At 63.1% G+C, this 25,383-nt stretch carries 19 protein-coding genes; 8 read left to right on the top strand and 11 right to left on the bottom strand.

What is annotated here, in order from left to right:
• Position 1: 1 nt before the first annotated feature.
• Positions 2 to 520, bottom strand: a complete 519-nt coding sequence (locus tag ROSMUC_RS13305) for an LPP20 family lipoprotein (protein ID WP_037273840.1) — start codon at positions 518 to 520, stop codon at positions 2 to 4.
• Between the two features lie 172 nt (positions 521 to 692).
• Between ROSMUC_RS13305 and flhA the strand changes: the two genes are divergently transcribed.
• From flhA to ROSMUC_RS13290, 3 genes are read left to right on the top strand one after another with little or no spacing between them, the layout of a single operon-like run.
• The gene (flhA, locus tag ROSMUC_RS13300; protein ID WP_037273837.1) at positions 693 to 2,843 is read left to right on the top strand and encodes a flagellar biosynthesis protein FlhA; all 2,151 of its coding nucleotides are present in this window, start codon (positions 693 to 695) and stop codon (positions 2,841 to 2,843) included.
• An 11-nt stretch (positions 2,844 to 2,854) separates the two neighbouring features.
• Positions 2,855 to 3,946 (top strand): flagellar biosynthesis protein FlhF, encoded by a 1,092-nt coding sequence (locus ROSMUC_RS13295; protein WP_037273835.1) that lies wholly within the window; start codon positions 2,855 to 2,857, stop codon positions 3,944 to 3,946.
• Positions 3,943 to 4,671: a sigma-70 family RNA polymerase sigma factor gene (locus tag ROSMUC_RS13290; protein ID WP_037273833.1), complete on the top strand. Its 729-nt coding sequence runs from the start codon at positions 3,943 to 3,945 to the stop codon at positions 4,669 to 4,671. The genes ROSMUC_RS13295 and ROSMUC_RS13290 overlap by 4 nt, the downstream gene beginning before the upstream one ends.
• A gap of 20 nt (positions 4,672 to 4,691) precedes the next feature.
• Here ROSMUC_RS13290 and ROSMUC_RS13285 read toward each other — a convergent pair whose 3' ends face one another.
• From ROSMUC_RS13285 to ROSMUC_RS13270, 4 genes are read right to left on the bottom strand one after another with little or no spacing between them, the layout of a single operon-like run.
• Complete coding sequence (locus ROSMUC_RS13285; protein WP_052115351.1) at positions 4,692 to 5,702, bottom strand: Hint domain-containing protein; 1,011 nt, start codon at positions 5,700 to 5,702, stop codon at positions 4,692 to 4,694.
• Between the two features lie 53 nt (positions 5,703 to 5,755).
• Positions 5,756 to 7,381 (bottom strand): flagellar filament capping protein FliD, encoded by a 1,626-nt coding sequence (gene fliD, locus ROSMUC_RS13280; RefSeq protein WP_037273830.1) that lies wholly within the window; start codon positions 7,379 to 7,381, stop codon positions 5,756 to 5,758.
• A gap of 59 nt (positions 7,382 to 7,440) precedes the next feature.
• Entirely contained in the window at positions 7,441 to 8,592 is a 1,152-nt protein-coding gene (locus ROSMUC_RS13275) for a flagellar motor protein MotB (RefSeq protein ID WP_037273828.1), read from the bottom strand.
• A 17-nt stretch (positions 8,593 to 8,609) separates the two neighbouring features.
• Positions 8,610 to 9,371, bottom strand: coding sequence for a motility protein A (locus ROSMUC_RS13270; protein ID WP_037273825.1), 762 nt, complete (start codon positions 9,369 to 9,371; stop codon positions 8,610 to 8,612).
• Between the two features lie 249 nt (positions 9,372 to 9,620).
• Between ROSMUC_RS13270 and ROSMUC_RS13265 the strand changes: the two genes are divergently transcribed.
• Entirely contained in the window at positions 9,621 to 11,099 is a 1,479-nt protein-coding gene (locus tag ROSMUC_RS13265; protein WP_037273823.1) for a flagellin N-terminal helical domain-containing protein, read from the top strand.
• A gap of 184 nt (positions 11,100 to 11,283) precedes the next feature.
• Positions 11,284 to 12,606: an RNA polymerase factor sigma-54 gene (gene rpoN, locus ROSMUC_RS13260; RefSeq protein WP_037273820.1), complete on the top strand. Its 1,323-nt coding sequence runs from the start codon at positions 11,284 to 11,286 to the stop codon at positions 12,604 to 12,606.
• A 15-nt stretch (positions 12,607 to 12,621) separates the two neighbouring features.
• Here the strand turns inward: rpoN and ROSMUC_RS13255 are convergent, their stop codons facing one another.
• Together ROSMUC_RS13255 and ROSMUC_RS13250 are read right to left on the bottom strand one after the other, a co-directional pair.
• Positions 12,622 to 13,320, bottom strand: coding sequence for a PDZ domain-containing protein (locus tag ROSMUC_RS13255; RefSeq protein WP_037273817.1), 699 nt, complete (start codon positions 13,318 to 13,320; stop codon positions 12,622 to 12,624).
• A gap of 12 nt (positions 13,321 to 13,332) precedes the next feature.
• Positions 13,333 to 14,028, bottom strand: coding sequence for a hypothetical protein (locus ROSMUC_RS13250; RefSeq protein ID WP_037273814.1), 696 nt, complete (start codon positions 14,026 to 14,028; stop codon positions 13,333 to 13,335).
• Positions 14,029 to 14,189: 161 nt separating this feature from the next.
• Here ROSMUC_RS13250 and ROSMUC_RS13245 point away from each other — a divergent pair, with 161 nt between their 5' ends.
• From ROSMUC_RS13245 to ROSMUC_RS13235, 3 genes are all read left to right on the top strand, one after another.
• Positions 14,190 to 14,756, top strand: coding sequence for a hypothetical protein (locus ROSMUC_RS13245; RefSeq protein WP_037273812.1), 567 nt, complete (start codon positions 14,190 to 14,192; stop codon positions 14,754 to 14,756).
• A gap of 229 nt (positions 14,757 to 14,985) precedes the next feature.
• Positions 14,986 to 15,480, top strand: a complete 495-nt coding sequence (locus tag ROSMUC_RS13240) for a putative pterin-binding protein (protein ID WP_037273809.1) — start codon at positions 14,986 to 14,988, stop codon at positions 15,478 to 15,480.
• Between the two features lie 3 nt (positions 15,481 to 15,483).
• Positions 15,484 to 18,123: a hybrid sensor histidine kinase/response regulator gene (locus ROSMUC_RS13235; protein WP_037273806.1), complete on the top strand. Its 2,640-nt coding sequence runs from the start codon at positions 15,484 to 15,486 to the stop codon at positions 18,121 to 18,123.
• On the opposite strand, the gene ROSMUC_RS13230 is transcribed toward ROSMUC_RS13235, so the two are convergent.
• The 4 genes from ROSMUC_RS13230 to flgK all read right to left on the bottom strand — a co-directional run bounded on the left by ROSMUC_RS13230 (position 18,109) and on the right by flgK (position 25,383).
• Positions 18,109 to 19,179 carry a sigma 54-interacting transcriptional regulator gene (locus ROSMUC_RS13230; protein ID WP_037274140.1) on the bottom strand — a complete coding sequence of 357 codons (1,071 nt, stop codon included), beginning with the start codon at positions 19,177 to 19,179 and terminating at the stop codon, positions 18,109 to 18,111. The genes ROSMUC_RS13235 and ROSMUC_RS13230 overlap by 15 nt on opposite strands.
• Before the next feature lie 122 nt (positions 19,180 to 19,301).
• Complete coding sequence (locus ROSMUC_RS13225; RefSeq protein ID WP_037273803.1) at positions 19,302 to 20,078, bottom strand: transglycosylase SLT domain-containing protein; 777 nt, start codon at positions 20,076 to 20,078, stop codon at positions 19,302 to 19,304.
• 50 nt (positions 20,079 to 20,128) lie between these two features.
• A complete protein-coding gene (gene flgL, locus ROSMUC_RS13220; RefSeq protein ID WP_037273801.1) occupies positions 20,129 to 21,367 on the bottom strand; it encodes a flagellar hook-associated protein FlgL in 1,239 nt (412 codons plus the stop codon).
• A gap of 8 nt (positions 21,368 to 21,375) precedes the next feature.
• Positions 21,376 to 25,383, bottom strand: a complete 4,008-nt coding sequence (gene flgK / locus ROSMUC_RS13215; RefSeq protein ID WP_037273798.1) for a flagellar hook-associated protein FlgK — start codon at positions 25,381 to 25,383, stop codon at positions 21,376 to 21,378.

Raw genomic sequence — 25,383 nt, 5'->3', positions numbered from 1 at the left:
CCTAGCCCCGCTGACGCACGGCGCGCAGGATGTAGCGGACCGTATCGGGATCGAGCGCCAACACGACCTCAAAGGAATCGTTGCCCTTGGGCGTGATCCGCAGTGTGCGCGCGCCCCGGATTTCACCCGCCACGACCGCGCGCACCGCGTCACTGCGCAGCACCTGATCGTGCAGCGTGCTTTCGGAATTGATGCGTATGCCGTGGATTTGCTCGGTCAGATCACGAATCGCCTCGAGCCGCGCGGCACGGATCGCCATCAGGCGACGCTCATTCAGCGAACTCCCCGGCTGGGTCGAGACCTGCGACAGGCCAAGCCCCGTGAACTGTACGATCTCGGGGGCACTTGCTGCTGCGGGCACCGGAAGACCCGACAGATCATCCCGGAGCTGGGCCACGGCCTCGGTTCGGGGGCTGGCGTCAGGCGGCAGGGCATCCACCGCCCGACCGGACGACATGCACGCGCCCAGCGGCATCAATGCCAAGGGCAGAAGCAGGGGACGAAGTAATCTGGATAACATGGGAACCTCTTTTGACGGGGCCGGACAGGCGCGGTTTTCAGCGCCAGACCTGCAAGGCGCGTGCCAGCCCCGACCCAGTTCAGGCCCTCCCCCTTCCTCCGTGCCAAGCCCGCAAAATTGGCACGCGACTTGCACCCATTCCCCCGATGCGACGCAACACAAGGGATACCCGATGGCCGCGCTGAGCCGTGCCTCTTACCGCCCACAACTCGGGGCTGGCCTGCTGCCTGTGGGCATCCTCGCCGTTGTGGCGATGATGGTGCTGCCGCTGCCATTGGCGCTGCTCGACATTTTCTTTGTGTTCAACATCCTCTTGTCGCTTCTGGTGCTGATGGTCGCGCTCTACAGCTATAGGCCGCTTGATTTCTCGTCCTTTCCGTCGGTCCTGCTGATTGCCACCGTGTTCCGCCTCGCGCTCAACGTGGCCTCGACGCGGATCGTTCTGACCTCGGGGCACGAGGGCACCGGCGCTGCGGGCAAGGTGATCGAAGCCTTTGGTAATTTCGTGATCGCGGGCAATTTCGCTGTGGGTCTGGTGGTCTTTGTCATCCTCGTGATCATCAACCTCATGGTCATCACCAAGGGTGCCGGTCGCGTGTCCGAGGTCTCCGCCCGCTTTACGCTAGATGCCATGCCGGGCAAGCAGATGGCGATTGACGCCGATCTCAACGCAGGGATCCTCACCCCCGAACAGGCCCGTGCCCGCCGCGCCGAAGTGGGCGAAGAGGCGGATTTCTACGGTGCCATGGATGGTGCGTCGAAATTCGTCAAGGGCGACGCCATAGCCGGCATCCTGATTTTGGCCGCCAATATTCTGGGCGGCATCGTCATTGGCACCTCGCAACATGCGCTCTCTCTGGGACAGGCGGCGGAAACCTATGTGCTACTGTCCATCGGCGATGGCCTTGTGGCGCAGATCCCCTCGCTCCTGCTCTCGATCGCCACGGCGGTGATCGTGACGCGCGTGGCCTCGACCAAGGACATGACAGGCCATATCGGAAGCCAGATCGGCATGCACCGGGCATGGCTGCCGGTGGCGGCGGTCATGGCCATCATGGGCCTCATTCCAGGCATGCCCAACCTGCTCTTTATCGTGGCGGCACTGGCTGCAGGCGGTGTGGCATGGGCCACCCGCAAACAACTTGCCCCCGGCGAAACCGCCGACGCCCCGGCCCCCGGTCAAGCGCCGCGTCGGGCCGCCCTGCCCGCCCCCACCGGCGCAGGTACCAGCCAGCCGGGCGCACGCCCCGACTCCAGCGGTGCCATCACCGCCGAGGACGTCACGGATTATGCACCTATCACCATCCAGATCGGCTTTGGCCTCATTCCTCTGATCGAAGAGGGCGCGGGCGGCGCGCTTGTCTCGCGTATCACCGGCATCCGGCGCGAGGTTTCGACCGCGATGGGCTTTGTCATTCCGGGCGTGCGCATCCGCGACGATATGGGCCTCCCCGCCAACAGCTACCGCATCCGCATCCGTCAGGCCATCGTGGCCGAGGACGCGGCCTATCCTGACCGCAAACTGGCGTTGCCAGGCGGCGGCACCACCCGCAAACTGCGCGGCATCGAGGTCAAGGACCCGTCCTTTGGCATGGATGCCGTGTGGATTCAGCCACATCAACAGACCGAGGCCGAAGCCGATGACTACGTCGTGGTCGAACCCGCCTCTGTGGTCGCCACCCATCTCAGTCAGATGCTCTATGCCCATGCCGCCGACCTCTTGGGCGCGGATGACGTGCAGGGGCTCTTGGACAATCTGGAGCGCTCTGCCCCGACGCTGGTGGAATCCGTGGTGCCGAAACTGGTGCCGCTGCATGTGCTGACCGCCGTTTTGCGCGCGCTCTTGCGTGAACGCATGCCAATTGCCGACCTGCCGCGCATTCTAGAGGATCTCGCCGGGATGTCCGCCCGCCTCAGTGAACCGCAAGACATGGCCGAGGCGCTGCGCCCCGCACTCGCCCCGCAACTGCTGCAACAGATTGCACCGCTCAAGGAAAGCCTGCATCTGATCACGCTCGCCCCCGATCTCGAAGACCTGCTGACCCGCTCGCAACACGACACCGCTGGACTGATCGTCGAGCAGGGGCTGACGCGCCAGATTCTTGGCCAATTGAACGAGGCACAGGAATCACTGGCCGGTCAGGGCCGTCAGGCGGTTGTCGTGGTTTCCGCCGCGCTACGGCGTGCCTTTGCTGCCTTCCTGCGCACGCATGGCGTCGATGCCATCGTGATGGCGGTCTCCGAACTGCCCGACAACCGCCGCGTCGAAATTGCGGCCTCTATCGGCGGTGCCAGATCCACCCCGCCCAAACCGTCCAACTGAGGATGTGACCGATGAGCACGATGACCTTTCGCGCCCTCGACAGCGTAACCGCGCTGGAACAGGTGCAACGCCGCCTCGGGCCGGACGCCCTGATCTTGTCCAATGATCTGATCGACGGGCAGGTGGTGATCGTCGCCAGCGATGATGCCCCAGAAAGCATCGCGCATCCCGCGCCGCGTCTGCGGGCGGTGCCCTCGTCTCAGCGCGTTGACGTGGTGGTTAATGATCCGATTGACCCGATCATGCCGCCTGCCCCCGTGTTGACGGCGTCTGCGTCGCGCTTGCCCAGCTTTCTGAATGCCCAGGCCCCGAAACCCTTTGATCGAATTCTTGGCGAGGCCAAGGCAACCGCCCCGACCACAGCCCCTGTCCCCGAGACGACCGAAGGCCAAGCTCCGGACATCCAGACGCCCCAGCCAGAGCCTGAAACACCGGCACCGAGCCTGCCTGATCCTGTCATCCTGCGCGACCGTCTCCTCTCAACCTCACGGATTGTCCTTGTCGGGCCGGTCGGTGCGGGCAAATCGCAGATCGCCTTGCAACTGGCCCTGATGCGTCTCACCCGCACACCAGGCCTCACTGTAGAATTCTGCTTTTGTGGCACCGGTTCTCATGGTGACGGCGCCGTCTTGGCACAGAAATCGCATCTGCTGGGTATGACAACCCTGTTTGACACACCCGACACCCTCGCCGCGCCCCAGACAGGCACGGTCCAGATCGTCGTGATTTCGGGGCGGGGCAACGACGGCGCGACATTGGCCGAGACCGCTCTGAGCCTGCCAGAGGTCCGCGCCGCGCTGGTCGTGCCCGGTGGTCTGCGCCCCGAGCGCATCGCCGCTCTTCAGCTCCGTTGGGCAGGACGGACCATATCCGCGATCCTTTCGGGCTGCGAGGACATGCCGGACGCCACCACAGATGTGGCGGCCTTGCGGTCTGTGGGTCTCGTGCCGCTCTGGTGTGCGTCCAACGACCGGCTGGTCGACGGGTTGCGCGTCATCGAGGACGACACCGCGACCGAAGCCGCGACCGTCGATGACCAAACCGACACGTCACAGCCCACGCTCTTTCGCCACCACGGCCCCGATGCGGAGTCCCGGTCATGATCGCCCCCCAAGCCTATGCCGAACAACAGCCCAACCCGGCCCGTCTGGTCGAACAGCACATGCCACTGGTGCAACGGCTCGCCTGGCACTTTCATGGTCGCGTTGGCCGTTTTATCGAGATCGACGATCTGTTGCAGGCGGGCTACCTCGGGCTGATCGACGCCTCACAGCGCTATTCGGTCTGTGACGGGGTCAGCTTTGCGGCTTATGCAGCCATCCGCATTCGCGGTTCGATCATCGACCATCTGCGGCGTAATTCGAACCTCTGCCGCAACTCTATCACCATGCGCCAGAAAATCGAGGCCACCCGCCGCAAGCTGTCGCAACAGCTGGGGCGCGAACCCGAGGTGCCGGAGCTGGCCAAATCGCTCGACCTCACGACCGAAGAATTCCAAGATTGGGAAAATCGCTTTCAGACCAATCAGCTTCAGTCGCTCGACGAGGTTTATACCGACCACTCGCTCCTTTTCAGCGACCATGGCACTACCCCCGAGGATGAGGTTGAACATATCCAGCTCAAGGCGCTGCTGCAAAGCGCGCTGGAAGACCTGCCCGAACGCTCGGCGCTGGTGCTGCAACTCTACTATGTCGAAGAGCTCAACGTCTACGAGATCGCGGCCATCCTCGATGTCACGACCGGGCGCGTGTCGCAGATCAAGAAGGCGGCCATCGGACAGTTGCGCGACCTGATGCAGGCAAGGCTTCATCACGACGCGGCGGAGTGATCCGCCAAGGCACGCGCGCGTCAGCTTGCCAAGGCGATTTCTGTCTCGGGCGCGGCCTCGGGCCAGAGCGCAAGCGCCCGCCGGGTTTGCCAGACGCCCAAGGTTTCAGCCAGCGCAGGATAAACCTGTCCAGCATAGCCGGCCGCTGCCAGAGCGGCATGAACCTCGACTCGTCGCTCCGGGGACAGCCGCGCGATAATCTCTGGACAGGGATAGAGGCTCTCGATTGCCGTGCCATTGGCAAGGATCAGCGCGTGCCGATCCAGCAACAGGTGATGGTAGGCAATCCGCCCAGCCGGATGCGCGACGCGCACCCCTGGCAAGCCCACAAAACCCAGTGCAGGACCAAGACAAAGCGCCCCATCGGTATCCGGCTCCGGGACCGGCAAGGGCAGATGATGCAACGGCGACAGCTTGAGCGGCCGCATGGGATGCCCCGCACCCAGCGCACCCACTTCAAAGCGGACGGGGGCCACGGAATTGGAGGTGAGCAGATCAAGATCGACCTCAGTCACGCCAGCCCAGATCACCACCCGCTCTGCGCCAGAGGCATCCAGCACCCGATCGCCCACGTCCAGTGTCTGCACCTTTCGCGCGCCCGTCGGGGTCAGGATTTCGGTGCCCGCGGCCAGACCCAGTGGGCCGCCTGCATCGCAGCGATAACCAATAGGGGCCAGATCGACGATCAGCGCCACCATGTTCGGCGCATAGGGCGCTCCTCGGGGGTAAACATAATAGGTCTCGCCGGTATCTTCCTGCCGCAACAGGAGCAGATCATGGGCCTCGCCCTCAGGCTCGATGACATCGAGCAGGGGCATGCCCGGCTGGATATGGCCGGATCCGAGCACGATGCATGGTGCGTCGCGCAGCGTCACGCGCGTTCCCACCTCGAGCAGGAAACCATCCACCGATAGCGCACCTTCGCGCAACTCTCCGAGATCATCGCGCAGAACCGCCTCACGTACGTAGGTAGGGCACGTCGCAGAAGACGCGCCGCCATAGACCTGATAGACCACATGCCACTCAGCCATGCCGCTTGCCTTTCTGTGGTGCCGTCCCGCATCCCGGTGCGCAGTTTTGCGGATCACCGATCCGCATTCCACCCATCCACGAGGTTGGTCAGATAATCGCCGGTCGAATTGAGCTGCGTCACGATCATTTCCATCTGGGTGAACTGGCTCAGATAGCGCGTGCGCACCTCTTCGGATCGCCCGTCCAGCGCCTCGAGCGCGGTGGTCTCGGTGGCGATCGAAGCCCCCAGTGCATCCTCACGCTGCGCCAGCGCATTGCCGTCCGCCAAGACACCTGACAAAAAGGATTGCAGGCTGCTGACCATGCTGGGTTGAAAATTGATCTCTGCCTGCTCAGTTCCGGCCGCGACGGTCAGCGTCAGACCACGCATCGGCCCCGAGGGCACGCGGTAGGTCCAATCGCCATTCTCCTGTGCCGAACCGATCAATCCAACACCGCCGAGCGTGGCCTCACCTGTCGCGGCATCGCGCGTCAGCGCAAAGCGCCCCGCCGTGGCAGCGGTGCCCGGAGTTCCAGCGATCTGCACATCCTTGCCCACCAGATCGTCACGGATCAGCGGATCGAGCAGCCCAGGATTGGCGCTCAGGGCTGCGGAAAAGCGATCCGCGTCAAGGGCGAGGCTCCCGTCGCGTTCGGTGCGAATTCCGATGTCCGACAGATGCACGCCCTGCACGCCAAACCCGCGCGAGAGCACGGATTGCATGCCACGCAACACACCATCGGCCAGACTGTCGCCCGCCAGATCGCCCGCCACGCCGCCTTCGCCGAAACCGCGTGCTGTCAGTGACTTCACAAGGGTCTGGGTGGCATTGATGATATCGACAAAGCTCTGCATGACCTCCAGCGCGCCCTCGACATTGGCACGACCCGAGAGGGTGGCATCGCTCAGGGTCTGCCCCGTGATATTGAGCGTCACGCCGGGCAAGAGATCGTCGATCTGGTTGCTGGACCGGGTCACGGCAATACCGTTCAGGCTGAGTTTGGCGTCCTGCGCGCCCTGCACCTGCACGGTGCCGGGATCAGCACTGATGTCGAACTGCGCCATGCGCGGATCGGCATCAGCCGCCACGCTGAGTCGCAGCGCATTCTGCGATCCGGTCTCTGATATGACACCCAGCGAATAGGTGCCATCGCCCAAGTCGATCACACGCGCCGACAGCCCCTCGATGCTGCTGAGCGCCTCGGCCATGTCGGCAAGGCTGCTACCGGGTTGAAAGGTGATGGTCTGCGCCGTGCGCGCCCCGGCGCTGAACACCGGCGGAACATCTTCGGACCAAGCGCCAAAGTCCACCGTCAGCGCACCTGCGCCAATCTCGGCATCCGCTTCGGCAAAGCCGACGAAGCTCAGCACTTGTGACTGCGCCAACTCGGAGACACCAATGCGCGCCGTTGTCAGATCGACCGCGCCAGGATCACTGACCGTCACGGAAACGGCGCTGTTATCGCTGCTCAAGCTACGCGAGGAGAGGCCGCGCATCAGTTCGAGCGCATCGCCCATCTGCTCGGCTTGTCCACGCAATCGGTCATAACCCGACAGGCGCAATTCGGCCCGGTCAATCCGCTCAGTGATCAACGCCCGCCGGGGGGTGATCTCGGCCTGTGTCAGTGAGTCGGCCAGTTCCGCGATATTGATCCCTGTGCCGCCGCGATTGAGCGCGACCAGAATCTCGTTTTCCATGATAAGCCCTCTTTGCCCCTGACAACGGCACGCGGCACAGGGCTGTTAGCCCCCGCCCGTCAATAGGTGATCTCGATCTCGATCCGGCGGTTCTGTGCCCGCCCCGATGCGGTATCATTCTCGGCGACCGGCATGGACTCGCCCCGGCTGGTCGCGGTCAGGCGCTCAGGCTCGATCAACCCTGACCCGGACAACTCACGCACCACCGACGAGGCCCGCGCCGCCGCAAGGCCCCAATTGTCGCGATAGGGCGATGCCGCCCCCAACGGCACCGAATCCGTGTGTCCGGTCACGACAATTTCGCTGGCCTCGCCCATCGCGGCAAAGGCCAGTCGCGCCATCACGTCCCGCGCCTCGCCGGTCAGGTCCGCCCCGCCCGAGGGAAACGCCCCACCTTCGCCCACGGTGATCACAACTTTGTCCTCGCGCTGCTCGACCGATACCAACCCTTCGCCGATTTCCTGTTGCAAGGCGACGCGCAATTGCGCGTCGGCGATCGCCGCGTTGCGCGCGGATTGTCCGGCCTGCGTTTCAGCCTCGGCCTTGGCCTGCATAACCTCGGCCATCTCCTGAATGTTATCAGCGAGCCCCTGCATCATCACGTCGGACGTGGATTGCCCGGTCGCTTCTGCGGCCTGCTGCAGGGCATCAGCCGCCTCGGTCAACTGTGCCGGCAGGCTCTGGGCATCGGGCGCATCAAAGCTCATCACCACCTCGCCATCGCGGGTTTCGACCTTAAGCTGCCCAGTTTGCAACGCCTCCTGCAGGGCCTGAGCCAATTCGCGCGCTTCGGATTGGCCGGGCGCATCGGCGCCCTCGCCTTCGGCGGCACCTTTGCCATCCTCTTCGGTCACGGGCCGCTGAATTTCGGGTTGCTCGGTCTCGGTCGTGTCCTGTGTCATCTGCTCGGTGACGGACATCTCGGGTGAGGGGCTAAAGGAAAGATCAAGAATAGTGGTGCCCTTGGGTTGCTCCATCACCGGCACCTGCCGTTGCACACCAAAGGCCATGCTGAGCGAGCCTGCCACCATCTTGAACTTGGGTTGGTTGAATTCGGCAAAGGACAGGATCAGCACGAAAAACGCCATCAACAGCGTGGCGATATCGGCAAAGGTCGCCATCCAGGCGGGCGCGCCCTTGGGTGGGCATTTCGGGCACTCGTCCTCGGGGGCCTCAATGGGCACAGGCAGGGGAATGGGTTTGCGCGCCATGAGTCAGAGCACCTTGCTTAGGCTGCGAGCAGCTTGGTCTGCAGCTTGGGCGGCAGGACAGCGACCATCTGCTCTTGCACGTTGCGCCCGGATTCACCCTTGGCGATATTGCGCAACCCCGCCAAAACCATATCCCGATACGCGGCCTCGCTGGCAGTATACCCCTCTAGCTTGGACAGGACCGGGCCAAAAATTACGTTCGCGACAAAGGCCCCATAGAGCGTGGTCAACAGCGCCACCGCCATCGCGGGGCCGATTGCCTTGGGGTCGGCCATGTTGCCCAGCATCTGCACCAGACCAATCAGCGTGCCGATCATGCCCATAGCCGGGGCGATGTCGATCCAGCCACGCAACGCCTCGTGAACCTCGCCGTGGCGTACTTTCATAGCCTTGATCTCATCAGAGAGTTGCTTGACCAGCTTGGATTCGTCCGCGCCGTCCACCAGCATCTGCAATCCCTTGGAAAAGAACTTGTCCGGCACTTCCTGATTCTCCAGCGCCATCAACCCGCTTTTACGGGCGATGTCCGACAACTCGACCATCTTGGTGATCAGGCCTTCAGGACTTGGGGCCTTTGGCATGAACGCCTTGCCCATTGCACCAAAACTACGCAGGAACACCGGCATGGTGCATTTGTACATGACGGCAAAGAACGTCCCGCCGAACACGATCAGGATCGAAGCCACGTCAATGAACGGCCCCAGACCGCCCGCTGCCAGCATCGATCCGATCACCATTCCCACTGCACCGATCAAGCCGATGAGCGAAGCAATATCCATTGACGGGACTCCCTGAAAAGCGTGGCAACTGGCACTCTGCCAAGTCTCGAGAGAGAAGGGGCAAGAACCATACCAAGCCGACAAGGGCTGAACGCAAAAGTATTAATGCTTTTGTTTACAGGTACTTGTAACGATTTTGAGAAATCTCACTAAACATTTTCTGCCGCCGCCGTTGCTCTTGTCAAGCGCTGGACAGCGTATCCAACCCAAGCGCTGCCCAACGTAGCAAGTCAACCCAGGAGACTGAAAATGACCACGATCAATACCAATATGAGCGCGATCACGGCACAGGCCAACATGACACGCGTCAACGACGACATGAACGCGGCCATGAGCCGCCTGTCCTCGGGTCTGCGCATCAACGCCGCCAAGGACGACGCTGCCGGCATGGCCATCGCGGAAAAGATGACCTCGCAGATCACCGGCCTCAACCAGGCCGTCCGCAACGCCACCGACGGCAAGAACCTGTTGGATACGACCGAAGGCGCGCATGTCGAGGTTTCCAACATGCTCCAGCGTCTGCGCGAACTGGCCGTCCAGTCGTCGAACGACACCAACACCGCCTCTGACCGTTCGAACCTCGGGGCCGAAGCCAAGCAGCTCGTGACCGAGATCAACCGTGTCGCCAAGGACACCACCTTTAACGGTATGAACATCCTTGACGGGTCTTTCGCCGGCAAGCAGTTCCAAATCGGCGCTGACTCGGGCCAGGTGCTCAACATCAGCGTGGACAGCGCCGCTGCCACCGACATTGGCGCGCATACCGTGACCTCGAACGTGTCGTTGGCCGCAGGTGCAGGCACCGCCGACACCGGCATTGCTGCCGCCACGACCATTAACATCACCGGTTTTGCCGGTAGCGCAGAGCTGACCACAACCGCTGGCCAATCGGCCGAGGAAATGGCCTCCGCAATCAATGACGTTAGCGCCTCGACCGGCGTGACCGCTTCGGCCACAACCAACCTCGAGCTGTCGGGCTTCTCGGCCGCTGACACCGTCACCTTTGACGTCAACGGCGTAAACATCGGCACGGTGGCTATCTCTGACACATCCGATCTGCGCGGCATTGCAACCGCGATCAACAACCAGTCTGGCCGGACCGGCGTGACCGCGACCATGGGCGATGACAATTCCAGCATCAAGCTGACCGATGCCACCGGCGCCGACATCCTGATCACGGATTTCACCACCGGCACCGGCGCCTCGACAATGGATGTGACGGCGCAGAATGCGGACGGCACGGCCTCTGGTGCCACCGCGGGCACCCATACCGCAACGCTGGATGACACCGACAACGACGTCGCGGTCAGCGGCCAAGTGGAACTGAGCTCGACCAAGCAATTCTCTGTCGGGACCGATGTCGTCACCGCTGGGACCGTGTTCTTCGAGGCCGCAGCCAATACCTCGGAACTGAGCTCGGTTGCTGAAATCGACCTGACGACCCTCGAAGGGGCCGCCGACGCGCTCAAGGTGATCGACGTCGCCCTGCAAAAGGTCAGCCAGGCACGTTCCGACCTCGGTGCCGTGTCCAACCGTCTCGACAGCACGATCTCGAACCTGACCAACATCACGGTCAACGTTCAGGCCGCCCGTTCGGGAGTTATGGATGCCGACTTTGCCAAGGAATCATCCGAGATGGCACGCTCGCAGATTCTGTCTCAGGCCAGCACTGCAATGCTCGCTCAGGCCAACCAGTCGGCTCAGGGGATGCTCTCGCTGCTCCGGTAAACGTCGAAATCTCGACAGTATCGAAAGAACCCCAACGGTATCGTTGGGGTTTTTTCAATTTAATCAAAGCGACTTAGTGGATTTTATTGTTACCGGATCGACAAGGCCCTTAACGTCGAATTCCGAGTCTTCAGTCTAACGGCAGGCCAGATAGGTATTTAAGCACGAGATTGGAGAAAAAACGATGAACCTGCAAATTTCTCAGCGCGCTGCCCAAACACAGGGCCTTGTGATGACCGGCCACATGCAACAGGCGATTGCCTTGTTGCAACTGTCCAACACTGACCTGCAACGCTATATTGAGCAGGAAGCCGAAGAGAACCCGTTTATCGAAGTGGCCCGCTCTGACCGTGCCCTGCCCAGCCTGCCGCATGTCGGCGGGAGGGGAACGGATGCCGACGACGCCACAGGCCGGATCGCCGATCACCCGCTCTCGCTCTATGCCCATGTCGCGGCTCAGTTCGATCTGATGTTTCATTCCCCTCAGGACCGTCTCATCGCCGACCGCTTCCTCGAAGCGCTCGATGAAAACGGCTGGTTGGGCGAACCTCTGGAAGAAATCGCCTTTGCCTGCGGTCTCGACATGACCGAGGCAGAGCACATGCTGCATGCGGTGCAAGCCGTCGAGCCTGCGGGTCTCTTTGCACGCACTCTCGCGGAGTGTTTGGCCCTTCAAGCCGAGGATCAGGGGTTGATGACGCCTCTCTTTCGCGCGGTTCTCAACAATCTGCCGCGTCTTGCGGCGGCCGATCTTACCGGGTTGGCCCGCGTTTGCGCCTGTAGCATGGACGATCTGCGCGCCACGCTGAAACAACTGCGCAGCCTCAATCCCAAGCCCGGCGCCGATTTCCACATCGCCAATCTGTCCGAACGTGAGCCCGATCTGATCGTCAGCCGTGGGGCAACGGGTTGGAAGGTGGAACTCAACCGCTCGACCCTGCCTGCCGTGCTGGTAGACGAGGAGAGCGCCGCCGTAGCAACACAGGACAAGCGCGCCCGAGAGTATGTCGGTGAGCGACTTGGCGTCGCCCGTTGGCTGCGCCGCGCGGTCGAGCATCGCAATCAGACCGCCCTTGCCGTGGGTGCCGAAATCGCGCGCCGTCAGGCGGCATTTCTCGAGCATGGCCCCGCCAAGATCGCGCCCATGACGCTGGCCGATGTGGCGCAGGCGATCGGCGTGCACGAAAGCACCGTAAGCCGCGTGACCACCGGCATCCTGATGGTTACACCGCAAGGCACCATGGGCCTCAAGCGGTTCTTTAGCACCGCGCTGGCCGGGGATGCCGATGGCGAAGGCGGGGCCTCGGCCGCAGCCGTCCGTTACCGCATTCAAAAGATGGTCGCCGGGGAAGACCCTGCCAATCCGCTGAGCGATGATGCCATCGCCCAGATGATCAGCGCCGATGGCCCGGTCCTGGCCCGCCGCACGGTCGCGAAATACCGCGACATGCTGCATATCCCCTCGTCCTTTCAGCGCAAGCGTCAGGGCAAACTGAACGGCATGTAAAGCGCGGTCGAGGCGTTAGCGCGCCACGACCCGCTCGGGCAGCGACCGCACCGGTGCGTGAACGAACCGCATATCCGGTGCCAGCGTGGTCATCTGCCTGTGCAAGTCCCTCTCTGACTTCGCGGCAACAACCCGCCAAAGGCGAAAGCCGCGCGCGGTACGATCCGCGCGCACCAGCATCGGCGCAGCGCGCCAGAAATAAACGCAGATAAGCACCTGAAGCGCGGCACCCGCAATCCACCCTAACGGTATTGAGACCAGCATCAACGCCGCCCATAGGATCAGCGGCGTCCAAAGCCGCATCTGGATCATGTAAAGGGGCGGTAAAAGCGCTATTGTCGATGGCGTCCGCGGTTGTGCATCATAGCTCTCATCCGGGCCGATCATAACCTCAAAATTCTGCCACCGGTCCGCCGGGCGATGCTCGGGCAGAGCGGTGATGCCCTCAGGCTTTGGCGTTACGCGCCACCGCCCAAGAATGGCGCTGCGCCCCAGTATCGGCCACACCTGCCCGTCACGGTAGATCCACATCAGGCGCGCACGCTCAGGCTGATTCTTGAACAGGGCCTGGATATCCTTGGTCTTGCCGTCAACCAACTGCCCGTCCACACGGAGCAGGATGTCGCCAGACCGCAGGCCCAGCGATTTGCCCTGTGGATTGACCGAGGTCAGCGCGAGCGCGGTGGCGCGCGTCGATGGATCAGCGGGGCTCATGCGCCCACCCTCCTAGGGGAAACCAAAAGGATTGGGCTCGGCGCGGGCCTGCGGCTTCTTTCGCGCCGGTGCCTTGGCAACCGGCTTGGGTGCGGACGCAGCAGTTTGTGGTGCGGCCTTGGCAAGCACCTCGGCCCGCTCTGCCAACATCTTTGTCATCGCGAGTTGCAAGTCCGACAGCCCCTTGGCAAAGGCATCGCGCGTCTCGGCATGGCTGGCCTCGACCCGGTCCACCAAACCGCGCAGCATTTGCGGTGCGGCGGGGTCCTCGGCGCCGGACATGGCCTCGGCCAGCCGCGCGGTCTCGGCAGTCATCGCCGCTTCTAGTCGCTCGATCCCGGCAGCTTGCGCCGTTTCGAGCGCCGCGACCCGTTCGGACATATCGCCCAACGCCTCTAACTGCGCCTGCAAATCGCCCACGGATTTGGAAAATACAGTCAGCGCCTCGATCTGAGTGGCTGTTGCGGTGCGCATATCCGACAGGGTGCGCAGGTAAACCAACCCGGCCAATGCCACACAAAGAACTGCTGCAGCGACGACACCAAGCAAAAGCGGTTTCATGCCCTTGGCGAATTTATCCAGCCGTGCGGCGGCGGCCAATGTCTCTGTCGATACGCGCGCCACGTCCTCGGCGCTGTCATTGGCGGCGGTTGCTGCCTCGAGCGCAAGTTGAATACTGTTTTCCAGCTCGGTCGGGGGGGTGCTCATACGGGAATCCTTTGGGTTTTGCGGATTGCCGGAAGGTCCGGCCTTGGCCCTAGCCTGCAGGGTTCATGCCAAGTGGACAGCTAACATTCCAGCCGGCTCTGTCGTTGACAAACGCAGACCCGGACCCAGGATAGAGACCGCATATGCACAGCCAGACATTCATGACCGACACCGTTATCGCCCACGCAGAGGGCCGCCCCCGCTGCGCGAGCCATGGGCATGTCTGTAGCGCCAGTGCCCCTTTTGCGTTGCTTTCGCTGGGCGCGCGCAGCTATGAAATCGCCGAGGCCACCGGTGAGGGCGAGCGCCTTGCGTTTCGGGCGCAGGGCCAGCAGGAATGGTGCGCACTTGACCGCCGCATCGCCGATGGCTGGATTGAGGTGGGGTCAGATATTCTTTTGCTTGATCCCGATGTCCTCTTTGATTTTCTGATGACCCATGCGGTGCGGACACAGACTTCGCAGCAACCGCCCTATGACATGGCCTTTGATACGCTCGGCGTCAAATGGTCGGCCCGGCTGTTGCAAGACCGCGATGGCGAAGTGTGTTTCAGTGATGGCACATGGCAGCATGCGCGGCTTGGACTCAAGGCACCGCAGGACGGGCGCGAACGCGCGATCATGGTCCTGATCGCCGCGCTGCCCGATGCCCGCCAGCGATTCGAACCGCATATCACCAACTGGGCGCGCCGTATCGCCCAGGGTGTGCGCGTCATGCCGATCATGTGACGTTACGTCGACCGCTAAAGTCTTAGGCGCGGAAGTAAATACAGGAATAAAACTCACGTTCATGTGAGCCCTCCCCTGAACAGTGTATGCGTTGATTTCGCTACACTTTTGTCAGGCGTTAGTATCTTTAGATATATCGATACCTTTAGATAGCGTCCCCTAATCCGAAAACTCTGTTAGAACGCAGAAGGCGACCCAGCCCTGTTCCGGTATCCAAATGAGACATACAATGAATCGTAGATTTTTTCTGACCCTCGCTGCTCTTGGCCTCTCCCTTGCCCAGACCATCGCAAGCCCAGCTTTCGCCGATGAGGTCATCCTGACCGTAACCGATTTGCGCAGCGGTGCGACCACGACATTCACCGAGGCGGATCTTCTCGCCCTGCCGCAACAGAGCTTTGAGACAACGACCATCTGGACCGACACGACGCCCAAGACCTTTTCGGGCCCCTCTCTGAAAACCGTGCTCGAGGCCGCGGGCAGCACGCCGGGTTCCATGCGGGTCTATGCCATCAACGACTACAACGTGACCTTCCCAGAGGCGCGCATGGAAGACAACGTGCCGATCCTCGCCATCCGGATTGACGATGCGGCTTTTTCGGTGCGCGAAAAGGGACCGCTCTGGATGGTGTTTCCGTATGACTCGGACACCCGCTATCAGAGCGAAGAGTATTTCACCCTCAGTGTCTGGCAGTTGAACAAGATCGACATTCTCGCGGAATGACCCGTGCTTCCCCCCCCCTCCAAAGGCGCTGGTCCGGACAAGGTCTTTAATACGACCAAGCGCCTTTCGGCGCAAATTCTGCTGTTCCTTATGCTTGTGGCAAGCATCGCGCTGCTCGTCAGCGCGATGGCCTTTCAGCAGCGCCTCGAAGACATCCGATCCGCCAACACCGACAATGGCGGCTGGGTCGTGGCACAACTCGAGGTGGACCATCTCGGGTTGATGCAGACACTCGACACAGCGGTTCTTGTAACACGACCCGACATCACGGCACCGCTCACCGCGGACACGCTGGCCATGGTCAAGCGTGAGTTTGATATTTTTTACAGCCGCGTGGACATCTTTAGCTCGACCCTGCAACGTATGGAGGTATCCGAGGAGCTGCTGAATAGGGTTGAGCGGCTCAAGGTCGCGCGAGAACGGCTGGCCAATCGGATCGACGCCATCAAAGGCGATGACCCGGCGGCACTCGAGGCTTTTCGCAGCGCCGTCGAAGCGACCTATCCGATGGTCCGCGATATCACCGTGGCCGGGCTTCAGGAAATCACCGTCGAAACCTCACGCGCGCGCGCTGAAGAACAGCGCCTCTTCGTGCGCTTTTTCATTCAGTCGCTGTTGCTCTTTTGTCTGATGGCCATCGGCGCGGTTCTGGCGGTGCGCCTGTGGCGCGAGTTGGAGCGCCGGACAGCCGAAACAGGGCGAATCGCGGCCATGCTCTCGACCGCGTTCAATTCGACCATGAACGCAGTGATCGTGACTGATCCGCAGTCGCGTATCCTCTACAGCAACGCCCGCGCGCAACGCCTGCTGGGCTATACCGCCGATGACCTGCAGACCATGCGCGCCGAGGATATTCTGATCTTCGATCCCTCCGTGCCGCGCGATGCGGTTGAGGGTCTGGCACCCCGGGAAAAGGCCCCGTTTGTCGCCGCTTGCCGCAGCGCCGTTGGGCGCGAGATCCCGGTAGATTTCGCGATGGTCGAGGATCACGACATTTCCGGCAATCCCATTGTCATTCTTTTCATCCGCGACATCTCGGTACAGGTCGAGGCCGAAACCAACCTGCGCGCGGCGCTTGTTCAGGCCGAACAGGCCGCCCGCGCCAAAAGCATGTTTCTGGCGACCATGAGCCATGAGATGCGCACGCCGCTGCATGGGTTGATGGCCTCGTTGTCGTTGATTAACGAATCCGACATGTATCCCGAAAATCGCGCCTTGCTCAAAACTGCGCGCGATTGCAGCGCCCGCGCATTGGTCCAAGTGGATGATGTGCTGGAACTAACCCGGCTGGGCGAGAGCACAGAAACGCCCGTGCCATTCAGCCCCGCGCGCATCGCCGCCGACATCGTGGACGAATTGCAACCACTCGCCAAGAAAGCCAAGAACCGGATAGAGTTGATCACCCAAGGCGATTTTGACAGTCACCGGCTTGAAGGACTGCCCAACGCCTTTTCACGGGCGCTCTACAATCTTGCAGGCAACGCTGCAAAATTCACCAAGAACGGCGTCATTTCCATCCGACTCAGCCTCGGCGGCCACGCACCCGACAATCTTGATCTGACCGTCGAGGTCGAGGATACCGGCGTCGGCATCGCCCTGGAAGATCAGAAGCGCATTTTCGAGAGTTTCGAGACTGTCGGCCGTAGCGAGGTGAATTCCGCAATGGGCACCGGCCTCGGCCTGCCCATCGCCAAGCTTGCCATCGAGCGGCAGGGCGGCGAATTGGGGCTCTTTAGCACGCCGGGCGTCGGCAGCCGCTTTTTCTTCACGATCCCGCTGCGGCTATCGCAGGCCGATCAGAAAGAGACTGCGCCTGTGGTTTCAGCTCTCTCACGCGAAACATCCGTAGTTTCCAAGCGCATCCTCGTGGTCGATGACAATGACATCAACCTGACCTTGATGACCGAAATGGTCCGGCGCATGGGCCACAAGCCCGAGACCGCCACGAACGGTCAAGAAGCACTGGACAAGGCCGGGACAGAAGCCTTTGACGTGATCTTGATGGATTTTTCGATGCCGGTGATGGACGGGCCGACCGCGGCCAAAATGATCCGCACCTCCGGTGGGCCATCGGCACGGGCGGTGATCATCGGCGTGACCGCCCTTATTGGCGCACATACCGGAGACGAACAAGCGGTGGCGATGGACAATATCCTGACCAAACCCGTGGGCCAAGAACACCTCGCCCGTGCCATCCGTGACACGCGGCGCGATGAGACCGCAGAGATCACGCTCGAGGATCAGGACGAGAACGACGACGAGGATCTTCTAACCGAGAGTCGCGATGCCGCGACCATGCTGCATGATCTGGGCGAGATGGTGGGCCACGACACCGCATTGCGGCTGGTCAGCACCACGCTCAGCGATGCCGAGGCCGCCTTTGCGGCCATGACCGATCCGATGCTCTCGCTCGACGACAAGGTGTTGATCATCCACAAGGCGGTGGGATCGACTGGCTTTATCGGGCTGGAGGAACTGACAGAAACCTTATCAGAAGCGGAAACCCTGGCACGGGCGGGCACAGACCCCGGCACGAGCGATCTTGTCCCCGCCGCGCGGGCACTATTACAAGAGGCACGCAACGATTTTGCGCCGCTTCTGTCTGCACAAAACAGCGACGACACTCCCTCAGAGGCCGTCTGATTCCAGCCCCAGCTTCTGCATGCGGCTGATGAGTGTGGTCCGCTTGAGCCGCAGCATCTCTGCGGCGCGAGTGACACGCCCCTCGCTCAGTTCCAGCGCGGATTGAATCACCTTGACCTCGACCCGTTGCAACATGGTACGCAGGTCGAGGGTTCCGCTTCCGGCCAGCATAGCCTTGAGATCGGTCACGCCCTCCGGCACCGCATCAACCACCGGCTCGGCGACCGCAGGGGCACCCCCAACAAAGCTCAGGCGCGGTGCCAAGGCGATGCGCGCCTCTTCTTCGGTAATGGTGCGGTTGCGGAACAGGATTTGCGCCCGATCATGAAAATTGCGCAGTTCGCGCACGTTGCCCGGCCACTCCTGCGCCATCAGCAACGCCAGTGCACAGGGGGTTAGCTGCAGCGTGCTGCCGCCCCGGCTGCCTTGCTCCATTGACCGCAGGATTTGCGGAATATCCTCGGCATGTTCGCAAAGGGCAGGCACACAGAGGCTGAACACCTCGATCCGGAACAACAGGTCCTCGCGGAACCGCTTTTGGGCCACTTCCTGCTGCAAATCACGATGCGTAGCACTCAGCAGACGGAAATTGACCGGAATCGGCGCGCCGCCCCCGACCCGTTGAATGGTCTGGGTTTCCAACGCGCGCAGCAACTTGACCTGCACATGCAATGGCGTCTCGCCAATCTCGTCGAGAAAGAGCGTGCCGCCCTCGGCCTGTTCGATCAGCCCGATCCGCTGCGCAGTGGCACCGGTAAACGAGCCCTTTTCATGGCCAAAAAGCTCGGATTCCAGCAGGTCGGCGGGAATGGCCCCGCAATTGACCGGGATCATCGGCCCCGTGCGCCCGGACATGAGGTGCATCGCATTGGCAACGACTTCCTTGCCCGCGCCGGTTGGTCCGTTGATCAGGACCGGCACATCGCTCGGCGCGATGATGCTGATCGCCTGCTTCAACCGCCGCATCACCGGCGTATCTCCGACCAGCACTGCATCCAGACGCAGGTCGATAGGAAACTGTTCCGTGATAGAGGAAGTGGGCCAATAACTGGTCATGCGCTGCAATCCGGTATGCTTAAGGATATACATCCTCAATAGCAGCATCTCGGACGTTACCTATGCGTGCAAAAGGAGTCCGCCGATTATCTAAAGATAAGCATCGGGCCCTTGGCCATCACTCAACGGCGTGTCTTGTAGGGGGTCTTGCGCGCGGGCATGCGCGGAACGGTGCCCTCTGGCAAGGTTGCGGTTTCCCAATAGCGGACCTGCTGCACCTGGCTCACAAGCGGCTCCGATCCGGCAAAGCGGCGATCCGCGCGCGGTGCGGGATCGGCAAGACGCGGGGCCTCGCGCGGCGGGATCATCGGCCCCGCCATTCTCATCGCGGCCCTTGCAACCTCGGTCTCCTGCACCATCTCGGGGGAGGTCCCGACCGGCCCCAGCCGCGCCATAGCCTGACGCACCCGGCCCAGATACGCCGCACCGCGCCGTGGATCACGGGAATGGTAATAGCGGGTTGCGGCATCCCAGCTCCCTGTTTCCGCGCGCAACTCGCTCAGGTAACGGGCGGCATACTCAGTGTTGCGGGCCGGGTCGATCATCTCGTCCAGATTGGCGAAATTGTCGCCATGCCACCGATAATTGAGCTGCATACAGCCCACGTCGAAGCCGCGCACACCACGCGCCACCAATTGCCGCAAATGCGTCAACGCCTCTTGCTTGCCGGAATAGTAATAGCCCTTGCCCCGCACATTCGAGGTCCAGGCCCAGGCCTGAGCGCCCGCCTTCCCCTGTGCGCGCCCTGATTCCGTGCGTGCAATCGCGCGCAACAGGCCTTTGGGCAGGCCATGACGCTCGGCGGCCTGCGCTGCCAGTGCCTCGCAATTCGCGGAGCTGGAGAGAGCGAGGGACGGCACCCAGAATAGTGCCACACAAAGAAGGATAACATATTTCATGCCCCCTCTTTGCAAGCCTCGGGCCAAGTTTGACCCAAGGCCCGAAAACCTCAGCGCAGAAAATCAAAAAGGCTCTGCTGCGTGATCCGCACATAGGCCTGTTGGGTGGCATCCCGCGTCAGCATGGATTGCTGAAGTTTGGTCAGCGCATTGGCAAGATCCAGGTCCTCCAGCCCCGACACCGCTTGGCTCATCGCGAGCTTGCGGTTGTCGATCAAGTCCGAATGCCGCGCGGCATCCGCAGACAAGGCCCCCAGCTGCGTGCGTTGGTCGATCAAATGCTCGGACGCCCCGCGCAGCCGGTCGATCACCGCATCTCGCGTGCGGCCTTGTGGCACCAGCGCCTGTGTGCCCCCTTCGGCATCGCGCGCCACCATCAGCACCCCGCCCGCATCTGGCTGGCGGGCGACATTCGAAACCGTAACAGGGCCCTCGGCCGTCAGGATCAGACCGCCAGTTTCGGGGTCAAAGGCTGCGCTGATGCCGGTGGCCGTGGTCTGGGCATTAATCGCCTCGACTGCGCCCGACATGGCCCCTTCGGCGGCAACAAACGGCACCTTCGCCGTTCCCAATGGCCCTTCAAGTGTCATCGTCCACTCTGCGGGTGCTCGGGTCAACGCCGGATCAAGGCTCAGTTGCCCAGCCCCCGTGGCACTGGCGCGCGGCGCACTGCTGGCCGTGGACAGGCTACCCAGAAAATCGTCGATCACGGCAAAGACATCACCGCCTTCTGCCCCCATGGCAAAGACCGCATCCCCGCTTAGGCCTGTGGGCAAGCTCAGGGATTCCGACACTTGCAACCGCGATTGCCCGCCATCGCCCTGATAGACCACGCCCCCTGGGCCATCAAGAAACGGATCGGATTGCGTGCCATAACCGCCGAACAGCGCGCGACCGCTCTCGTCACGGGCATTGGCAAGGCCCAAAAGACTGTCACGCAGCGCGCGCACCTCGGTGCTGATACTGTCGCGCTCTGTCGCCGTCGCCGTGTCAGAGGCCGCGCGCAGCGCCAATTCGCCAATCCGGCGCATGACATTTCCCGCCTCAGACAGAACCGTATCGGCCTGATCCAGCCGCGCGCCGGCCCGCTCAAGATTGTTTGAATAGCGATCTAGCGCCTCTTGCTGCTCTTTCGCCGCCGACAAGCGCAGCGCGCGCACCGGATCGGCAGAGGGGCGCGGATCGTTCACACCAGAGGAAATTTGCCCCTGAAGATCAGAAATCCGCTCATTCACCTGCGACAGGTTGCGCGTGGTGACGTTGTGAAAAAAACTGGTGCCGATACTCATTCAGAGCCTCATATTGCTTGCAGCAGGGTGTCGAAGAGGGACCGCGCCACGGAAAGAACCTGCGCATTGGCCTGATAGGCCTGTTGCTGTTGCATCAATTGCGCCGCCTCGGCATCGAGATCAACACCGCCCAATTCGGATTCGGCGCGTGCCGCACTCTCGGCCTCGGCCTCGGCGGTGGCGACCCGGCTTTCGCTGGCCGTGACCTGCGCACCCGCCCGCTGTTGCAGGCTGGCAAAGCCGGTGGCATAGCCGCCCCGCCCGGTCAGCCCATCGCGCTGCCGCAGGTTGGCCAGCGTCTCGATGCTGCGCCCGTCCCCGGCCCCGCCGCTGCTGGGCGACAAGAGGTATCGGTCGCCTGTCACGCGCCCGCCCCCCAATGTCACCTCGAGATCGCCGAAACGCGTGGTGCCTGCCGCATCCAGCGTGCGCGACGCCAGATGTGCGCCGCTCTCGCTGTCAAAGAGGCCGACAAGACCGGTGGTGGCATCCAGAACCCGCAGTTCGCGCGCGCGCTCAGTGGCGGGGGCGTCGCTGATCCCACCGGCAAGCCGCAAGGCCCCCGTGCCGCCCATGACCACGATAAGATCCTCGTCGGGAATGTCGTTGAGGCGCAGCACCGATCCGCCGCCACTGGCCACGCTCTCGACCGCCAATACCCGGTCATCGGTGGCCGTCAGCCGCAGCGCGCCGCCCTCTGTCACCTCGGCGCGCAGGCCCAAGGTCTCGAAGCCCGCCGCCGCAGCCCCCGACTGCGCGTCAATCAGCATCTCGCCGTCAAGGGCGCTGAACTGGATTTCAACCCGGCCAAAGGCGGTGTTGATATGGCCCGTGCCGGGGAAGGTCGCGGGCAGCACGACCGCCCCTGCTGACACGCTGACAAAATGCTCTTGCCCGTTGAGCTTGATGGTGAAACTCGAGGGCAGGCTCCCGGCATCGAACGGCTGGCCAATGACAGTTGTCACCGGCGCATTGCCCACCCCCATGCCAAAGCGTGCCGACTCGCCCGCATCGCCAGGCAGGCGCAGCGCGGAACCGTCTAGCGTGCCACCCTCGGTCTCGAGAACAAGGCGGTTGTTTTCGTCGAACCGCGCGGTTACGCGACCCTCTTCAGGGCCGCTCACCACCGGCACACCACCACTCATGCGGATGCCATAATCCTGCGTCCCAAGGCTCACGCGCATCTGCGCGCCCTCGGGCGGCAACGCGGTGAGCGCCGCGCCGGTGATCCGGCTGGCCGGGGCCGTCGCGCGCAGTTCGGCGGCCAGCGCCCGCGCCATGGCCGCCCCCGAACCCAGCGCCGGATCGGCCTCGGCCGTCACCACGCGGCCATCGGCCCCGGTTACGCTGATCCGCCGCAGGCTCTGATCCCCCGGTCCCGGCTCGGCCGGTGTCAGGGTCACTTCAGCACCCGCAGCACTGGTCTGCCGCGCAATAAGACCATTGGCAAATCCATCAGGCTCCGCCGTCTGCAATATACCATTCTCGGTAACGCCAAAGCCGGCACTGCCGCTCAGGCGCACCGTGCCGGAAATCCGCGCCGCATCTGGCCCACCGGCCCCAAGGCTTGCCGTGCCCAACGCCGCGCCATCCGGTGCCAGCCGTGTGAGCGTCACGGGCTCGGCCCCGGAATGGACCACGCGGCTTATAGATATATCCGCACCACTCGCCTCGACCAGCACCAGCCGCCCGCCGTTGGGGGCAAGTTCAGCACGGATGCCCGTCGCCCCCGACTGTGCATTGATGGCCGCTTGCAGCCCTGCTGCACCGACCGCGCCCAGATCGGCCTCGACCGCCAAGGGTGTCAGGTTCTGCCCGGAAAGCTGAAAGGACAACACGCCACTTGTGGGCACATCCAGCGACAGACGGGTTTCCGCCTCGGCGCGCACCGGCAGGGCGGTTGTCAGTTCCTGCGCTGCCCAGGCCGCATTGGCCCCTTCGGGCAGGCGCAGCGTGCTTGATTGTGTGGCCCCCTCATAGCCGATCTCTACGCTCGGATTGGCCGGGGCCGGGGTGGTGCCAGTCCAGGTGGCAATCCCGCCCGCCTGCCCCAAGAGTGCCACGTGATCGCCACTGACCGATTGCCGCGTCAGGCTCAGCCCGCCATAGGGTGCGGCCCCGTCTAGGTAATCGGCATTATAGGACGCATCGGGGAAGAATCCGTTTTCCGGCGTCAGCAGCGCCGCAGCCGCGCTCGTGCCCAGAGGGGGACCAGAGAGTTGCCGCCCGTCGCGGGTAAAGACCGACAGCGCCGCCGCTGGCGCCGCATCCGCGACCACCACGCCCGCCAGGCTGCCCAGATCAGTCGCAAGGCTGGCCGAGAGGGGCAACGCCCCATCGCGCGCCAAAAGACTCAGCGTGTCGCCTGCGCCCTCAGCCATGAGCCCAAAGGCGCTCAGGCTCTCGCCCTCGATGGTTTGCACAGCACCGGTGTTGAGTGCCGCCGCCAGCGCGTCGCTCGTCAGCCCCGCAGGCAGCGCGAATTGCGTCACACCTTCAGGCGTGGTCAGGCTCAACACCTGTGGCGTCGCCCCTGCAAGCGGCCCAAGATCCATCGCCGCAAAGCGCGGCTGCACTGACAAAGCGGCCTCAGCATGGCCCGCCGGGATCACCCCGACCACACCCGCACTCAGGAATTCGACTGGCTCAGCGCTTAAAATCCCCGACAGATCACGCGGCCCAGCGACCTGTGTGCTCAGCGACGTGGCGCTCAACGTGGCCGTACTGCGATTGCCCGGTACGGCGCTGACCGTCAACGTGCCTGCGGCGGCAATCCCCTGCGGGTCGTCCAGCACCATGGTCATATGCCGCGCTGAGGCATCCTGCCGCGTCAGCGTGATCCGATCGCCATCCTGCGGCACGCCGCTCATTTCGATCCGCAATCCCGGCAGGCTGAGGGTCTGTTCGCCTGTCGCCAGAATCTGCCCCGCCGCATCGCGCGCCTGCCACAAGCCAGTGGGCGCGTCCTGCACCAAGGTCAGCGGCCCTTCGGGCATGATACCCGCATCCATGATTGTCACACTGGCCGCGCCCGTGCCACGCATCAGCGCGCCCGGCGCCGCCTCCCATCCTGACACGGAAAAGAGCGCTCCGCCGCGCCCGCCCGTAGGCGTCAGGCCTTGGGAATGCACCGCGTTGATTTCCTCGGCCATCCGGCTGGCCCAGAGGTCGAGATCAGAGGCCGCCTGCGCCATGGCTCCTGCCGCATCCGCCAGCCCACCCAGCATCCCGCCGCGCAGGCTGGTCTGCACCTCGACCGCCTTGGTATCGGCGGACGTGACAATGTAGCGCCCCGCCGTGCCCTGCTCGATCCGCCCGGCGCGGCCGCGCTCCAGAACCATCGGCCCGCTGCCATCGGCCCCAAGCCGCACCGTCGCGCGGCCTGCGTCATCCAAGTCGACATCTATCGACACAAGTTCCGCCAAATTGACCAAGAGCCGGTCGCGCTGATCCAACAGAGGATTGCGCGCGCGCTCATCGGTCACCTGCGCCAATTGTTCCTGAACCTCGGCCAAACCGCTCAATACGGTGTTGGCCCGCTCCACGGTCTGAGCTGTCTCTTCGCGCACGTTGCGCGTCAGCACGTCGATCCCTTCGGCCAAATCGGCCACCCCCCCGGCCAGCGCTGTACTTGCACTCAAAACCGCTTGCCGCAGCCCTTGATCCTCAGGCACCTGTGACAGCCCGTCGAGCGCATCGAAAAATCCGTCCAGCAGATCGGGCAAGCCACCCTCACCCGGCAAAAGCCGATCTTCCAGCGCCTGCACATGGCTCAGATGGGTCTCTGCCGCTCCCAACGTGCTCTGGGCATCGCGGCTGCGCGCGGCCACCAGCCCGTCAAAGGCGCGGCGGATGTCCACCACGTCCACGCCACCGCCCACGCCCACTTCCTGCATCACCGCATCGCGGCGGCGATAGCCGGCCGTGTCGACATTGGCGATATTCTCGCCAGTCACACCAAGAGCCGTACGATAGGCCAGAACCCCGCCGCGCCCGATGTCCATGAGGTCGACCAT

It is taken from the genome of Roseovarius mucosus DSM 17069 (genome assembly GCF_000768555.3).
In the GTDB taxonomy this organism is placed as follows: Bacteria; Pseudomonadota; Alphaproteobacteria; order Rhodobacterales; family Rhodobacteraceae; genus Roseovarius; species Roseovarius mucosus.
The sequence above is the reverse complement of the archived record's forward strand: the minus strand, read 5'-3'. Positions and strand labels throughout refer to the sequence as shown.